10 protein-coding genes are annotated in these 16,940 nt (G+C 70.5%); all 10 read right to left on the reverse strand.

The genetic code is table 11. The features are described from left to right. Window positions 1-80: 80 nt before the first annotated feature. Complete coding sequence (locus tag IEW87_RS01160) at window positions 81-866, reverse strand: hypothetical protein (protein ID WP_229730815.1); 786 nt, start codon at window positions 864-866, stop codon at window positions 81-83. A gap of 9 nt (window positions 867-875) precedes the next feature. Beyond that, window positions 876-2,621, reverse strand: a complete 1,746-nt coding sequence (locus tag IEW87_RS01165; protein ID WP_229731160.1) for a serine/threonine-protein kinase — start codon at window positions 2,619-2,621, stop codon at window positions 876-878. A gap of 2 nt (window positions 2,622-2,623) precedes the next feature. Then, window positions 2,624-4,141 carry an RDD family protein gene (locus IEW87_RS01170; RefSeq protein WP_188710493.1) on the reverse strand — a complete coding sequence of 506 codons (1,518 nt, stop codon included), beginning with the start codon at window positions 4,139-4,141 and terminating at the stop codon, window positions 2,624-2,626. A gap of 2 nt (window positions 4,142-4,143) precedes the next feature. Next, window positions 4,144-6,570 (reverse strand): transglutaminase TgpA family protein, encoded by a 2,427-nt coding sequence (locus IEW87_RS01175; protein ID WP_188710494.1) that lies wholly within the window; start codon window positions 6,568-6,570, stop codon window positions 4,144-4,146. After that, window positions 6,567-7,859 (reverse strand): DUF58 domain-containing protein, encoded by a 1,293-nt coding sequence (locus tag IEW87_RS01180; RefSeq protein WP_188710495.1) that lies wholly within the window; start codon window positions 7,857-7,859, stop codon window positions 6,567-6,569. The genes IEW87_RS01175 and IEW87_RS01180 overlap by 4 nt, the downstream gene beginning before the upstream one ends. Window positions 7,860-7,861: 2 nt before the next feature. Continuing rightward, entirely contained in the window at window positions 7,862-8,842 is a 981-nt protein-coding gene (locus tag IEW87_RS01185) for an AAA family ATPase (protein ID WP_188710496.1), read from the reverse strand. A 39-nt stretch (window positions 8,843-8,881) separates the two neighbouring features. Further along, entirely contained in the window at window positions 8,882-15,115 is a 6,234-nt protein-coding gene (locus tag IEW87_RS01190; RefSeq protein ID WP_188710497.1) for an Ig-like domain-containing protein, read from the reverse strand. A 138-nt stretch (window positions 15,116-15,253) separates the two neighbouring features. After that, entirely contained in the window at window positions 15,254-15,625 is a 372-nt protein-coding gene (locus IEW87_RS01195; RefSeq protein ID WP_188710498.1) for an amino acid transporter, read from the reverse strand. Further along, the gene (locus tag IEW87_RS01200; RefSeq protein ID WP_188710499.1) at window positions 15,622-16,227 is read right to left on the reverse strand and encodes an acyl-CoA synthetase; all 606 of its coding nucleotides are present in this window, start codon (window positions 16,225-16,227) and stop codon (window positions 15,622-15,624) included. Before IEW87_RS01200 ends, IEW87_RS01195 begins: the two co-directional genes overlap by 4 nt. Before the next feature lie 61 nt (window positions 16,228-16,288). Continuing rightward, window positions 16,289-16,909, reverse strand: a complete 621-nt coding sequence (aztA, locus tag IEW87_RS01205) for a zinc ABC transporter ATP-binding protein AztA (protein WP_188710500.1) — start codon at window positions 16,907-16,909, stop codon at window positions 16,289-16,291. Window positions 16,910-16,940 lie beyond the last annotated feature (31 nt).

Raw genomic sequence — 16,940 nt, forward strand, 5'->3', positions numbered from 1 at the left:
CGTGCGCGATCCACGTTACTCAGCGCCGAGCGCGGCGCCCGTGCCCGCGGCGGGGACTTCTCCCCATACACTCGTCGAACTCAGCCGTCGTCGGCGTCTCCCGCCTCGAGCAGCGGCAGGTCCAATCGCCCGATGAGCTGCGACGACACGGCGTATTCCACCAGCCGCGCTCGGCGGTTCGTGGCGAGCCGGCCAGGTCCGCCGCGCAGGCCGGGGACACCGAAGCGGTCGAGCTTCTCGCACACGAAGTCGAGCTTGCGGTTGAACTTGCTGATCGACCACCCGAGACGCTCGGCGGCTGCGGCAGACGAGGGAAGCTCGCTCACCGAAACCCCTTCGCGCCGCAGCATCGGTTCGGCAAGCGCGACGATGAGTTGCTTCTGCGAGGCGGTGAAGCTGACGGGGAGGATCGTCTCCTCTCCCGACGCGGACTCGTGCACGCGAGCGGACACCCCGTACGGTGCCGACTCGAGGTGCAGGGAGACCTCATAGGTCGTCGGCCCGGCGCTGAAGACAACGGTGCTGTCGTCGAACACGAGCGGCAGACGCGCGCCGGGTGAGAGCCACGACTGCACGGCGCCGCCCGCACTCGACACGGTGGCCGACAGTCGGGATCCGACGTTCGCCAGCCACCACATGCCGCCCGAGCACGACAGCTGCAGGAAAGCGCGGTGCAGGAAATGGTTCGTGTCGACGGAGAGATCTGCGTCACGACCGATGGTGAAGACGCCGCCCGGCTCAACGATGTGCACCTCCCCCGAGAACACCACGCGCACCACGCCCTGCGCCGGGAGGCGGTCGGCCTGGGGCTCCACGGTGTCAGCCGGCAACTCGTGCTCGGCGGGGGAGACGGCGGGGTCGGTCATCTTGTCACGTTATCCGGCGTTGTCGACGCAGGCGACCTCTGTCGACGAACGCGACCCGTCTGCGCGCTCGATGAGCACCTCGATGCACGTCTGCTCCCCCGACTGTCGTTCGATCGTGACCGTGGGGGATTCGGCGCGACTGTCGAGCGCCGTGACGCGCTCCTCGTCGTAGATGCCCCAGAGGTAGGCGTCGCCGCGCTCCTCGTCGGGGTTCGACCACGTGAACCGGATCTCCTCGCCAATCGCGACGCCGCTCAGTTCGGTGACCGAATCCACGTCTCGCGCCGGCCCATCGGTGGGAACCTCCTCAACTGCGAGCGCCTGCATCACGGCGATCACGACGAGCGCGACGGCGACGACGATGAGCACCACGAGTCCCCAGACGAGCAGCGGCCGCATCCGTGACGAGCGCGGCACCACGGTCGGCGCGGACGCCGGTGTCGGGACGGCCGGGACGGTCGCAGCCGCACCGCGGAAGGGTGCCGCGTCGGCGACGGGGACGCTGCCGCGCGCGAATTCCACGGGGGCGTTGAACTCATACTCCGGCACTTCCGGTCCACGGTCGTCACGGCGAGCGACGGGCACATCCCCCGCCCCCGCGACCGGTGCCGGACGCACGAGAGTGTCGTCCTCGACCGCATCGTCGACGACGGGCACGGCGAACGACGTCGGTGGTTCGGGAGGTCCCGCGGCCGGCGGCGTCGCGGCTGGCGCGTGGGACGACTCCGGGGCGAATCCGGCGGTGTCGCCGGTGGTGACCGGCGCGATGAACGGATCCGCCGGAGCCGGAGGGCGGACAGGCTCGACGGGTCGCGAGGCGACCTCGGTGAACGGGCGGATCCGTGTCGTCCCGTCAGGGGTGTCGTCGACGACGTCGTGCGGGCCGTCGGCGCCATCATCGAAGATGTCGATCGCCGCGACCGGGTGACCAAGCTCCTGTTGCACCTCCTGCAGGGCGACCGCGAACGCGAGCGCCGATGGGTGGCGCTCCGCGGGATCCTTCGCCATCGCCTGCTCGAGCACGCGCGCGAGCGAGGTTGGCACGTCGGTGCGCTCGAGCGCGGGAAGCGGTGCGCGCTCGATCCGCTCGATCAGCGCCTCGGTGCCGTTCTCCCCACCGGGAGCTTCGAAGGGCGAGCGGCCCGCGAGAAGCGTATACACCGTCGCGCCGAGCTGGTACACGTCGCTGCGCGCATCGCCGCGCGGCGGATCCGCGAACGATTCGGGGGGCGACCACGGAACCGAGACGCCCTGCGTTTCGTCGGGATGCACGTCCGACGACGCGATGCCGAAGTCGGTCAGCGCAGGCCGGTTGTATTCCGACACGAGAATATTTGCGGGTTTGATGTCGCGATGGAGCACGTTCGCGCGGTGCGCCGTCTCGACCGCGGCGGCGATCGGGATCCCGGTGGCGAGCGCTTCATCGACGGAGAAGGGCGCGCGGCGGTATCGCACCTGAAGGTTCGGACGCGGGCAGTACTCCATCACGAGGTAGGGTCGGCCGTCATCGGCGACGCCCGCCTCGTAGATCGCGACGATCGCGGGGTGCGCGCCGAGCATCGCCATGACGTTCGCCTCGGTCGTGAACTGCGCCGCGGACGTCGAGATGCGATCGGGCAGCAGCACCTTGATGGCGACACGTCGGCGCGGCATCTTCTGCTCGTACAGGAATACGTCGGCGAACCCGCCCGAGCCGAGCAGCTGCAGATAGGTGAAGCCCGGGATCTCCGGCGGCGTCGACGGCGCGCGCTTCATGGTCACGGGCCCCCGACGGTGATCGACCGATCTCCGATCGTCAGGACGTCACCGGCCGCCAGCCGGACGGATGTGCCGAGCGCGAGGTCGAGCGCGGCGCCTCCACGGGTGACGGAGATATCGCTCGCGTCCGTGCTGCGCAGGATCGACAATCCGGCTGCGTCGGCCGTGAGCGCGAACCCGTCACCGGAGAGCAACGCTTCCGCGGGCGCGGGGGGTGCGGGTGGCACGGCGGGCGCGGCGGGACGGCGGTTGAGGACGATCGTGTCGTCGACGATGTCCTCATCGGGCGGTACGGGAACCGTCATCGGATCGATGGGGTCCGCGGGCGGTGCGGGGTCCGCGCGCGGCGGTGCGGGATCCGTGGGCGGCGGAGAGACGGTGTCGCGCGCCGGTGAGGGCACCGGCGCAGGGTCGGCGTCGGGTTGCGCGACGGCCGCCGGCGCTTCGGGCGGCGCGAACGGATCGCGCGGCACGGCGTTCGGCGTCGGTGTCGGGGACGGCGCCGCCCGACGGTCGCGAGGCGGGAGCGCGATCGTGTCATCCGACACGACGCTCTCGTCGGGGCTCGGCGGCGCGAAGGAGTCATGGGAGCTCGGCACGGCGGCCGCCGGCGGCGCGGGAGTGTCGGCCGGGACCGAGTCCGCCGCGCCCGCGACGGGTGCCAGCGCAGGCGGCATCGGGGGCACGGCGGGAGCAGCCGGCGGAGCGGGGTGAGCCGTCGGAACGGCCGGAGCGGGCACCGCGGCGGGAGCCTGCGGTGCGACAGGGGTCCGCGATGCGACGGGAGCCTGCGGCGCCGCGGGGGCTGGAGCAGCAACGGGCGCGGCGGGATGAGCAGGCGCGGCCGGGTGGCCGGGAACGACAGGAGCCCACGCGGACGCCGAGGCGGCGGGCATCTGCGGCGGAGCGTCAGGTGCCGCAGCCGACGCCGCAGACGCATCGCGCTCTGGCGCGAGCGGGGCGAAGGCCACCTGCCGGACGGCGGCACGCGATTCCGAGACGTCGACGACGAGCGTTCCCGTCGCCTTGTCGTGCCAGCCCTGGCGACGACCGGATCCGTCGAACAGCGGCGAGAAGTATCCGACGACGATCACTCCCGCGAGCGCCCAGAGCACGTGCCGTCCGAGCGCGCGGCCGAAACCGACTCGCTCCCCCGTCTCGGCGCGCACGATCCGCACGTCGAACCAGCGTTGCGCGAGCGAACCGCCCGTCGCCTGCATCACGATGTAGGCGAGCATGAGGACGAGTCCGATGCCGGGGATCGCCGCGAGCCAGCTGAGGGCGCTGGCTCCGGTCAGGAGCGCGTCGATTCCGATCGCCGCGGCGGCGAGCGCGCCGAGCGTGCCACCGATGGCGCCGATGACGGCCAGGTCCACGAGACAGACGAGCGCGCGCCGACCGAGCGAGGCGACGGCCCGCGTCTCCGCACGCGGAGCCTCCCGCTTCTGACGCGGTTCCGGCGCGCCGCCGGGCGGCCGGTACGCCTGGCTCGCGTAGCCTTCCTGTCCCGTCGACATGCTCATCTCGTTGACGCCTCCTGCGCTCTCGTTCGTGCTTCTGCGACCTTCTCACGCAGGCGCCGCATTCCGCGACGGAACGGTGCGTTCCTGCCGATCGCGCGGACGGCGAGCCGGGCCCGCAGGCGCGCCCGGCGCGTCGCCTTCCGGCGCATGTCGTCGACGACGTCGTCGACGCTCTGCCAGTATGCCGCGACGTCGTCGTCCGTGGGATCGCGGGGCGCGAACACGCGCGCGTCCGCCTCGGAGGCGAGCTGGGCGACGCGCGGCTGTTCGAGCGTGGTCGCGATCGTGACAGCCTCCTCGTGCCGCGTCGCTCCGTCGGGCAGCGGCGTCCCGCGGTACGCACCGTAGTCGGTCGCGCGGTCGATGAGCTCGTGCCAGCCGCCGGCGATCCGCGCGCTCGGGTCCGCCGCACTCAGGCGTCGGCGGCGGCGCGCGAGCTTGATGCCGCCGATGATCACGAACGGCGACAGCAGGAGCGCGATGATGAGCAGGCCGATGCCGGTCGCGGCGATCACGCGCCACATCACGGGCGAGATCAGCTCGTCGTCCGGTTCGTTCTCGCCCCGCTCGTTCGGCACGAGCGGTGGCTCATCGGCGGGCTGCTGCGGGGGCGGCGGGGGCTGCAGCACCTGTGGGCGCGGTTCCTGACGCGGGCTCTCGGTGATCTCCTCGGGCACATTGTCCTCGGAGGGCGTCGGGTCGAACGTGACCCAGCCGAACCCGTCGAACGCGACCTCGACCCAGGCGTGCACGGTTGCTCCGGACGCGATGAACGGATCCACGTGCGGATCGTTCTGGTCCGCATGGAAGCCCATCACGACGCGGGCCGGCATCCCCAGCGCCCGCGCCATCGTCACCATGGCGACCGCGTACTGCTCGTCGTCGCCGACGCGTTGGTCGGAGGTGAGCAGCTGCGTGATGCGCTGCGCGCCGTGGCCGGCGCGCGACATCGGATCATCTTCCGCGCGACCGGTGTCCTCCTTCGACAGCCCGTGGCTGAACGCACTGTTCTGCAGCCATTCCTCGAGCGCGGCCGCTCGCGCATACGGCGACAGGGCTCCGTCGACCTGATTGTCCGCCTCGTCGATGATGTCCGCGGCCGTCGTCGCAGCCTCGTCGGGCACGCCCTCCGCCGCGGGCAGAGGCACCTTCGCGAATGCCGCGTCGCCGATCTCATCGGCCGTCGGTCGTTCGGGGACGACCGCAGTCACGGTGAACTCGTCTCCAGACCGCAGTCCGCCGGCCACGAGGCCCGTGCCCGTCTGCTCGTTGAAGAACGTTCCTCGGCGGAGCAGTTCGGCGCGCTCGTCCGAGCCCGTGTAGGTCACCGTGTCGACGATGCCGAGGTCCGGCAGCCAGGGGCCCTCGTACTGTTCGATCCGGACGTCGACCTCGACCCGCTCCCCTTCGGCCCCGCGAGCCATCTCGCTGCGCAGCGGTTCGAACCTGCCCGACTGTGCATCGCCGTCCTGCGAAACGCGCGAGACGAGTCCGTCGTATCCGTCGAGGACCGCGAGCCGCATGCGCGCCCCCTCGGGGAGTCCGGCCGCCGAGAACAGCGGCTCGTCGGACGTCGGGTGATCGCGGACGATCGAGCGCCAGGACTGCAGCGGACTGGCATAGTCGTGCAGCTGGAACGGAGGGACGATCGTGTCGCGTGCGACGTCGCGCACCTCATGGGGCGGCGCGAGGAGCTGCGAGGCGATCCCCGCACCGGCCGCGACCGCGACGATCGCCGCCCCCGCCACCACGCGCGTCGCGGTTCGTCCCGACGTACCGGTTCCCGCGGTTCCCGCGACCGACACCGAGGCCCGCCGCGGCGACCATGCCTCACGTACCGCCAACCACACGATCGCGACCACGACGAACGCGGCGCCGAGCACGTACGGCAACCAGACCGGGGGATCCGGAGTGCTGAGGAGAATCGCCAGCGCAACGGATCCCGTCACCGGCAGCAGCGTCCAGGCGGGCGGCATCACCCGCAGCGCGAGGCTGCCCGCGACGACCGAGGTCACCAGGAGCGTCGTTAACGGCACGAGCAGATGTCCGTCGGCGGGAGAGACCGGGATCACCGTCGTCAGGAACGACTTCCACATTGTCACCGAGCCGACCGCGAGCTCACGCAGGGTCGTCAGCGTCGGCACGACGCCGCCGATCGTGGTGGATGGCAGGCCGAATGCGCCGCCGGCGACGAGGTAGCCGGCGACGGTTGCGCCCGCGAGCGTGAGCATCCCCCACCGCCAGATCGCTCCCGCCGCGGCGATCGCGAGACCGAGCACGAGACCGCCGTAGGCGCCGACGAACAGGCGCGGGCCGTCGAACAGCGGCCAGAACACCAGAACCGTGACGGACAGCATCGCGGCGAGCGCCGCGAGGTCCAGTACCCAGCGGCGCGCGGACGGCGCGGAACGGGCCTCGCTCATCCGATCACCCTCCGCATCACGCGCGGCAGCTGGTCGAGGCGGCCGATGGACACGACGTCGGCGTCGCCAATGCGACGAATCGTCGGATCCGCGTCCTCGTCGGCGACGCAGACGAGCGCTCGCGCACCCGACGGGATCCGCGAGACGGCGGCGCGCACGTCGCTCGTCGACGCGCCGCGCCCCGTGACAAGCGTCACGAAGCTCGCCGAGGGCGCCTCGGATCCGATGACCGCACCGAGTTCGTCGATACCGTCGCGGATCCGCGCGTGCTCGATTCGCGAGAACGAGTCGAGCATGCGCCGCTCGTCGTCGCCGCGCAGCACCGCAAGCTGGGTGCGCAGTTCGACGTCGAACGAGTCGCGGACGCCGCGGCGCGCCACCGACGCCGCGATCGAGACCGCGAGTTCGAACTCGGCGTCGGAGCGGTACTCGTCGCGCGATCGGGAGAGGCCGAGCACGAAGTGCGACCGCCGGGTCTCTTCGTAGGTGCGCACCATCATGGTCCCGGTACGAGCGGTCGAGCGCCAGTGCACGTGCCGGAGGTCGTCGCCGGGCTGATACTCGGAGAGCGCGTGGAAGGCGATGTCGTCGCGCGCGAGGTCGCGCGTGGGCAGGCCCTCGAGATCGCGCACGAAGCCGAGCGATTCGCCGCCGAACGAGACGGTGCGCGGGTGGACGAACAGTTCGACGGGGTCGGCGCGGCGTTCGACCCGCTCGAACAGGCCGAGGGGATCCCCGCGGAGCACGCTCACGGGGCCCACCAGCAGCACGCCGCGTCGCCGCGTCGGCATCTCGAACGTCTCGGCGACGCTCTCGCCGGACGCGAGGCGCCGCACGGAGAACACGCCGCGGTCGCGCCCGACGGGCAGGACGATGCGGGCCGGAGCGAGTGCCGCGGCGGTGGTGTTGGCAATTGCGACCTCGCCGCGGGCGACGTCGCCGACGATGACACCGTCGCGCGCCAGCACGAGCTCGATGTCGTGCGCCGTGCGCCCGATCAGGAACAGCGCGCAGGCGACGATCACCACGGTCAAGGCGATCGCGCCGGTCGTCAGCTCACGCCAGCCGAACATCGGGCCGAGGGTCCACAGCAGGATCGCGCCGATGATGGCGGCCCACCCGATCGGCCGAATGACCGTCGCCACGGCCTGCACGGCGCGCCAGGCGCGCGCGAGCAGGTAGCCGAGCACCTCGCGCCCCGTGACGCGCTCGGGCGCCGGGGCAGGCTCGGCCGACGGCGGCGCCCACTGGGGGGCGTCGCGCGCGGGCTCCGGAACGGCCGACGTCATGGTCACTCCGTGTTCTGCTGCGCCCGAGACTGCGGCGCGGGGATCTCGCTCAGAACGCGCTGGACGACGGTGCTCTGCACCACGCCAGCGAACTCCGCTTCCGGATCCATGACGAGGCGGTGCGCCCACGTCGGCTGCGCCAGCACCTTGATGTCGTCCGGGATGACGTAGTGGCGGCCCTGCGCCGCCGCCCACACCTTTGCGAGACGGATCATCGCGAGGGCACCGCGCACGGAGACGCCGAGACGCGTGTCCTGATCGGTCCGCGTGGCCTCCGCGAGCTCGGCCACGTACCGCAGCACCGCGCCGTCGACGTGCACGGACGCGCCGAGGTCGGACATGTCGGCCATGGCCTCGGTCGTGATGAGCGAGGACAGACGGCTCGACGGGTTGCGTTCGGCGGATCCGGCGAGGATCTGCTCGGTCACCTCGACGGTCGGGTAACCGATCGACGCCTTGACGAGGAACCGGTCGAGCTGTGCCTCCGGCAGGCGGTATGTGCCCGCGGTCTCGATGGGGTTCTGCGTCGCGATCACCAGGAACGGGCGCCCGACCTCGTGGGTGACGCCGTCGACGGTGACGCGCGCCTCTTCCATCACCTCGAGCAGAGACGACTGCGTCTTCGGCGACGCGCGGTTGATCTCGTCCGCCAGCAGAATCGACGTGAAGACCGGCCCCTTGTGGAACGCGAACGAGTGGTTCTGCTGATCGTAGATCGTCACGCCCGTGACGTCGCTCGGCAGCAGGTCGGGCGTGAACTGGATGCGGTTCGACGTGCCTTGAATCGTCGCAGCGATCGACTTCGCGAGGCTGGTCTTGCCGGTGCCGGGGGCGTCCTCCAGCAGCACGTGTCCCTCCGCGAGCATGGCGGCCAGCACGAGGCTCACGACGTCACGCTTGCCCATCAGCGCACGGTCGACGTTGTCCACCAGGCGGTTGAAGGTCCCCTGGAACCAGCCGGCCTGCTGCGGGTTCATGGTCATGTGTGTTTCTCGCTTTCCATGGCGGATCCTGCTCCGCGGTCAGTTCGTGTTGTCTGTCGTCTCGCGCTCGACGGTCACCGAGTTGGACGCGCGCATGCCCTTCGGAACCTGCGGGAAGTCGTCGTCGATGCGCACGCGGTACTCACCGGGCTCGACGCGGTTCGGGAAGCATTCGACCGTGGTCTGGCCGCGCCCAGACGGATTCGCATAGCCGAACCAACTGTTCCGGTATCGCGCGCGCTCCCACTTGCCGTCTTCCTCGTTCCACTGCTCGCACACGAAGGTGTATCCCCCGTAGTGGTCGCTCGGCGGCGCGAGATTCTGCCATGCGAGGGTGAAGGTGCTGCCGCGGTCCGATGTCGGGTCGGAGTCCTCGTGCGTCAGCTTGAACGACGGTCTCGGCACGCCGATCTCTGTCGACGTCGAGCTGCTCTGGCCCTCGGTGTCCCAGACCGTCGCCTTGACGCGGGCGTTCGTGCCCGGCGGGAAAAGCCGGTCGAAGCGCTCGGACATCCCGGGCGATGGCTCGCCGGACTCGCCCTTCTTCCATTCGCGCGTGACCTTGTCGCCATTGGCGTCGGTTACCTCGAGGAGGATGCGACGAATGTTGCGGCCGTTGTACGACGTCGTCACGTCGACCGCGACGTTCTTCGCGTGCGTCGTACCTGGAGCGCGGAAGATCTGCGGTTCGAACGGCTGCCCGTACGGGCGCACAGTCTCCGCGGTGCCGGGCTCGCCCGTCCGCGTGCCCTCGCCGTCGACCGACGTCACGGCGCGGATCGAAACAGTCGTATCCTCACCGTTCGTGGCCGGGAGGGTCGCCTTGGCCTTGCCATCGCCGACCGAGAAACCGTTCGGGAGGCCTCGCCAATCGCCGCCGTTGACCCGGTACTGGTACCGCACCTGGTCCTGGCGCACGCCGTTCGGGTCCGCCTGCTTCCATCGCGCCTCGATCGCATTGTCGAGTGGCTTCGCGGCGACACCGGTCACGGGTCCGGGAGGCGAGTAGGAGCGGATCGGCGAGCTCTTCTCGCTGAAGCCGCCGCGCCCCTCGCGGTTGGTCGCCGCGACAGAGAATCGATAGTCGGAGGCAGAGTTCGGCAGCACGATCGTGTGCTTCGGACCGTCATTCGGGACCTCGACGCGGCGAACCACGTCGCTGCCCTGGTGCACGCGGATCGTCCACTGCGAGATCCCGTCGCCGCCGTTGCTCTTGCCCGTCTTCCACGTCAGGCGGAACTCGTTCTCGCCGTAGGGCTGGTCGGTGCGCTCGATCGCCGGTGGCTGCGGCGCGTCCGGCACCGTCGCCGGCTTCTCGAACGCCGACCACGGACTCCACGCCCACTCCCCCGCGGCGCGCACATCCGCACGGTTCGTCGCGGCGACCTGGAACCGGTAGCGCGTGCCGTTCGTGAGCCCCTCGAAGATGCGGCGCGTCGCCGTGGATCCGTCGAACTCGTGCAGCGTGACCTGCGTGCCGTCGTCGACGCGCACGAGGTACCCCGTGATCGCGGACCCCTCGTTCTCCGGGGTGTTCCACGCGATCCCGAGGCGCTGGTTCCGATCACCCGGTTCGAGCGTGAAGGACGGCGCCGCCGGTGCCGTCGGCTTGACGTCGGGGCGCACGACCCGGCTGCGGTCCGACACCGGCGAGGGGCCGACGTCGTTGATGGCGGTGACCTGGAACTGGTATTCGCGGTCGTTCACGAGGCCGCCGAGCTCGCAGACCGTCGCCTTACAGGTCTTCGTGTAGCCGCTGCCGAGGTAGTCCTCGACGAGGTACTCGGTGATCTCGGATCCGTTGTTCGAGGGAGCCGTCCAGGTGAGCGTCGCCGTGCGGTTGCCGATCTGGGTCGCGTTCGGCGTGCCGGGCTGGTCGGAGACACCGAGAACGGTCGCGGTGATGCGTCCCTGCACGTATCGATCCGGATCCTCGGTGATGTCGCCGATCGTGTAGCGCGCCGTCACGTACCCGTGGAAGTCCTCGTCGGGCGTCAGCGTCACGCTGCCCTCCTCGACCTGGATGGATGCCTCCCCCGACTCGATCTCGGCGTCGACGATGCTCAGCGGACCCTCGTCCTCGAACGGGTTCGTGTCGTTCTCGAGCACGGGCACGACCACCGGTTCGCCCTGGTGCACTTCGCCGAGCTTGTCGTCGTTAGCGGCGGGCAGCGGGCGGCTCGACGCCGCCACCGCGACGTGCACCTGCCCGACGACGGGGTCCGCCTCGCCGTCGTCGACCAGGACGTCGATCGTCGCGTCATCGCCGCGCGAGTCGGGGCCTGCTTCGACCGTGAGCGATGCGCCCTCGAGCGTCGCCGTCATGCCGTTCGGCACCGCGCCTGGGTCCGCGAGCGAGAACGACAGGTCGTCCTCGTCGATGTCGAACGCGCGCTGCGCGAGGTCGAGTGTGACGGGGCCGTCGCCGGCGCCGATCGTCGTCGACGTGTTCGTGAACTCCGGCGACTCGTTCCGCGGCTCGGTGACGGTGATGGGGATCGTCAGCACGGAACGGCGGCCGGTCGGATCGTCGGGGCCGGCGCCGTCCGTCACTTCGAAGGTGATGTCGTCGGTGCCTTCGTAGCGGTACACCGACCGGTACTGCAGCGTCTGCGGGTCCATCACGAGCGAGTCGCCGTTGCCGTGCTTGACGGAGACGCCGTCGGCAGACACCACGCGCGGCTCGCGGCCTTCGGCGACCTGAACGTAGTCGGCGAGCGGGATCTCGACGATCGTGTCGCTCTGGACGACGATCTGCGCGCCCTCTCTGAGAACGGGGCGCAGGTCGTCCTTCGCGGGCACGATGAGGAAGGCCGAGGCCTCGCCGCCGTCGACGTCTGTGACGGTGTACGGAATCGCGCGGCGGCGGTCCTCGATCGCGACGCGGACCGTGCCGGTGCCGTCATCCGAGAGCTTCTCGACGCCGGCGATGTCCAATTCGAGCTTGTCGACGGTTCCGTCGGGATCCTCGTCGTTCTCGAACAGCGCGATGTCGGCCGTGAAGTCGCTCGTCACGTCGTCGATGAGGACGCGGTCGTCGCGCGCTATGGGCGCCTCGAGCGGCACGTCGTCTGCGACCGTGACCTGAACGACGCCCTGGGCGGCGTTGCCCTTCTCATCCTCGATCGTGTACTGGAGCTGCCCGGACCCCTCGTCGTTCGGCGCCGTGACGATCACGCGGTCCTTCGACGTCACGGCCGTCAGGTCGCCGCCGAGGACCTCGACCGAGTCGGGCACGAGGCCGATCTGGTCGCCCTCGGGGTCGGCGTCGTTCGCGAGGACGGGGACCGAGACTGTCCGTCCCGTGCGCATCGCGACCTCGTCACTCATCGCGTGCGGCGCCTGGTTGACCTCCGGCGGCGGAGCGATTCCCACCCGCACGGTGCCGATCGATTCGGCGCCGAACGTGTCGACGACGCGGTACTCGAACGCGTCGACACCCGACGCTCCACGGTCGGCCTCGTAGGTGAGATGACCCGCCCCGGTCTCGGTGACGCGGCCCTTCTGCGGCGCGGACGAGATGCCGACGAGATCGACAGAGTCGCCGTCCGGGTCGATACGTTCGAGCGGGATCTCGATGCGCGCCTGGGCACCCGCGATCGCGCGACCGGTCACCGCCTCGGGAACGGGCGCGGAATTGTTGTCCTCGTTCCAGGGCGTGATGTTGATCGTCAATGAGGCGGCGTCGCGCTGCCCCTTACTGTCGACGATGCTGTAGACCGCGGAGACCTGGCCCTCGGCGTCGGGCGCCGCACGAAAGCGCACCTCGTCCTGGGACACGAACAGGTCGCCCGCATCGCCGTCCGGGCGTTCGACGAACTCCGGCGAGACCGAGAACGTATCGCCGTTGGGGTGCGAGTCGTTCGCGGTGACGGGGACCGTGACGATGTCCCCCGCGCGGACCGTCGCGGTGTCATCGACCGCGATCGGGGGGCGCACCTTGTCCGTCGCGGGAACCGGCACCACGACGATTTCGCCGTTCGCGGCGCGATCGCCGTTGTGGATCCGGTAGTTCACGATGACCTGCTCGCCGAGCATGGCGGTGTCGGTCAGCTGGACCGTCGACTGCCCGAGGACCGCAGCCGAGACGCCGGACCCGCCGGGCGCTTCGACGGACTGGACGACGAGCACGCCGGCCGCCGGGTCGTGGTCGTTCTGCAGGACGTCGATGAGGACTTCGCCGCCGCCCGGGAGGTAGGCGATGTCTCGCACAGCGACGGGATCGCCGGCGTTGCCGTCTTCGCGCTCGAGCACGTCGACGCGTACGAGGCCGGCCGCCGATTGCGCGCCGGCCGACGCGGTGTAGTCGAGATAGTAGGTGCCGGGGGTCTCCCCCGTGATGGAGAACGTGCGCCCCTGCGCGTCGATCTGCGGCGAGACGCCGGCGGTCTCCGACACCTGCGAGAGCATGAGGTCTTCGCTCGCCGCGTTGACGTCATTCAGCAGGGGCTCGACCGTCGCCATCTCGCCCGCGTAGAACGCGACATGATCGGCGTTGGTCACGGGGCGGACCGTGCCCACGGGGCGCACGTCGAGGCTCAGCGTGCCGGTTGCCGAGGCCGTGCCGTCGGAGACGGTGACGTCGACCTCGAGCGGCCCCTGGTATGGCGAGAGCGAGCGGTAGGTGACGCGACCGTCAGCCGTGAAGTCGACTTCGTCGCCCTCGGCCGGAACGACGTTCGCGAGGTAGACGTTGTCGCCGTCGGGGTCGATCCAGTCGGGCAGCACGTTGTAGGTGACCGAACCGCCGGTTTCGACGGCGACCGTCGGGCGCAGGTCCTTCTGCTCGGGCGGCGCGTTCTCGTCGGCGTCGCGAACGCTGATCTCGACGCGCGCGCTGTCCGTGCCGCCGCGCCCGTCATCGACCGTGTACGCGAACGACGCCGAGGCGCCTTCGGAGTCCTCCGGCATCGTCAGCTGCAGCGCCTGGCCGTCCTGCACCACCTGCACGCGGCCGGATTCGGGCTGGTCGTCGATCGTGATCGTGAGGACGTCGCCGTCCTCGTCCGAGTCGTTGTCGAGCACGGGGAGCACGGAGGACCGGCCGGCGCGCGCGCCGTACTCGTCGTCTTCCGCGACCGGGGGTGTGTTCTCGGCCGTGCGCTCAGGCGGCTGGATCTCGGCTTCGTCGGTGTGGGTGACCTCGTCGGAGTCTTGGCCGTCGCCCTCGGGCGGCGTCAGGTCATCCCAGTTGTTGATGACCTGCATCGCGTCGGACGCGAGCCACGACGTGCCAGCCGACGCGTCGTTCAGGGCCACCTCGCTGCCGTTCGTCCGGAAGACGAGACCGTCGTCCGACGCGCCCTCCACGGTCTGGGCGAGATCGTCTGCGGCTCCGGCGCAGTCTCGGCGGACCTGGTGGGTGCCCTGCCACGCGGCGTACGCACAGCCGTCGACGACGATCGGCTCGGCCGGGGCGCTGGCCGACCCCCCGTTCGACGTGCGCTGCGGCTCGGATCCGTCCAGCGGCACCGAGACGAGCGAGCTCGCCGTCGCGACGTGAACGGCGTCGCTGGCGTCGGCATCGGCCGCGAGTCGAGCCGAGTCGCCCTCGCCGATCTCGGTCGCGAGCCCGTCGGTCGAGTGCACGGTCCCCGTGGCTTCGTCGAGGAGGATCGCTGTGGATCCCACCGACGAGATCTGGATGTCGCTCTCGGAGATGCCCTCGAGCCGCCGCTGGTCGGGTTCGCCGCTCGCGGATCCGTCGGATCCGGTCTCGATCGTCGTGAGGAGGCCGCTGCCCGGCGCGTACGCGTACACCGTGCCGTCGGTTCCGACGGTCACGACGGCCGTCGTGCCGACCTCCACGACGGGTTCGGCCTCTTCGGCGTCGAAGGCGCCGATCTCGTCGACGGGCAGCACGTGGAGCGCGCCCGTGTCACCCGCGAGGAGCGCAACGGTGTTACCGCCCCGTTGCACGGTGGACCCGGCCGGCACCTGGACATGCCCGTCGAGGACCATGCTCGCGCCGTTCACACGCGCGATCTTGTCGTCGCCGTGATCGAAGATCACGACATCATCGCCGCGCTGCATGACGTCGACCTGATCGTTCGTGATGCCACGCAGCTGGCCGTCGAGCAGGGCCGACGACGCGTTGAGGTGACCCATGACCTCGCTCGACGTCTTGGTCACCCAGACGCTGCCAGCGTCCAGCTCGACCTCAGCCGAGGGGTTGCCGTCATACGCGACCGCGAAGCCCGCGAGCGTGACGGACGCGGCGACCACAATGGCCGCGCCGGCGAGAGCGCCACGGCGCTCGTTCGCCCAGCCCATGAAACTCATTGAGCCGCTTCCCCCAGGCAGTCGCGTGCGATCCGTCTATCAAACTCGCCCATCTTATCGATAGCGACATTCCGAACACTGAGAGCATTCGTAGCTCGCGCCCGTCGCGACGAGGCCGAGCGCTCTGGATCAGCGAGAGGAGTCGGCGCCCGCGGCGTCGTCGCCGGCGTCCGTGTCGTGCGCGTCACCGCTCGCGTTCTCGCCGTCACCGGCTGCGGCGTCGCGATCGCGCAGCAGGACGGGGCCGTCCTTCGGGTCGGTGACCTCGCGCGGATCCACGACGAGCAGCAGCAGCGCGAGCATGAGCACGACGACGATGAAGGTGATGCCCGCGACGATCGCGGCGAGGCGCCACGCGTTGCCGACGACCTCCGCACCGGCCCCGGTGAAGGCGCCGGTCGACAAGGCGGTGACGAATCCGGCGAACAGCGCTGCGACGAATGACCAGCCGAGGAGGTGCACAGGCTTCATGAGATCGCGGCGCGTGGGCTTGTCGGTCATGCGGGTTCCTTTGTGGCGACGGGGGTGCGAGCTGCCGGCGAGAACGCGCCGATGCCGAGGTAGACGGCGATGACGGCGGCCCAGCCGCCGAACAGTCCGACGCCGATGATCGTGCCCGTGAGCGTGAACCAGCTGTTGGCCTCGGCGACGAAGTAGTCGAGCGCATACCCGGGCGAGACGAGCAGCGAGGCGATCGCGAGCACGCAGGTGAGGACGCCGACCGTGATCGTGTCGCGTGCGTCGACGGATCCGGCCCGCCGCGCGACGAGTCCGCCAGCGAGCTCGACGATGCCGGCCGACGCCGCCCAGATCAGCAGCGCGAGATGGAAGCGCTCCGCGGCCGGTCCCGGCAGCATGAACGCGAGGGCGGCGCCCCCGACGTATGCGACGGCCAGCAGCAACCGCGCGACATCGCCGCGGCGCAGCACGAGCTCGATGACGAGGATGACGGCGGTCGCGAGAGCGAACGACTGGAAGACGGCGAGTGAGAAGTCGCCCGTGCGCGCCTGCGTGAACGTCACGATCGCCGCCGCGACGGCCGCGACAACCGCCCGCAGCACCATCAGCGTTCTGCTGGCGCTGGGCTGCAGGGAACGGGGCATGCGGATCCTTGTGACGATGGAAGGGGGCTGTCCCATCCTATTCCGCCCCACCTGAGAGGGGTCAGGCCACCCTGCGCCCTGCCGCCAGGCGCACGATCCGATCGGACGCGGCGGTGTCGGCCTCGTCGTGCGTGACCCACGCGACCGCGCGACCGCGCGCCGTCTCCCTACGGAGGAGCTCGCGCACGCTCCGTCGGCCCTCGGAATCGAGCCCCGCCGTCGGCTCGTCGAGGAGCATGATGCCGGCGTCGCGAACGATCGCCTGCGCGATGAGCGCACGCTGGCGCTGACCCCCCGAGAGCGCGTGAATCGGTCGGCGCGCGAACGCCGACAGCCCGACGCTGCAGAGCGCGGCGTCCACCGCCCGTCGCGATGCGCGCCGCGCGGTGCGAGCACCCCACGTCCCTATCGCGACCGTCTCGCGCACGGTGATCGGCAACCTCTCCGGGATCCGGCTCCGCTGCACGACGAGGGCGACGGACTCCGAACGTTCGACGCTGCCCGAGCGCGGCGGGCGCAGGCCGGCGAGGATCTCGATGAGCGTCGACTTCCCGGATCCGTTCGCACCGACGATCGCCGTCAGGCTCCCGGCACATAACTCGATGCCGACGTCGTGGAGAACGTCCGGCCCGTCGAAGGCAAAACAGAGGCCGGAGGCCCGAACGAGAATCTCGCGAGACATTTCTCCACCTTAATTGATATTCATTCTCATT

This window comes from Microbacterium faecale (assembly GCF_014640975.1).
Taxonomy (GTDB): Bacteria; Actinomycetota; Actinomycetes; order Actinomycetales; family Microbacteriaceae; genus Microbacterium; species Microbacterium faecale.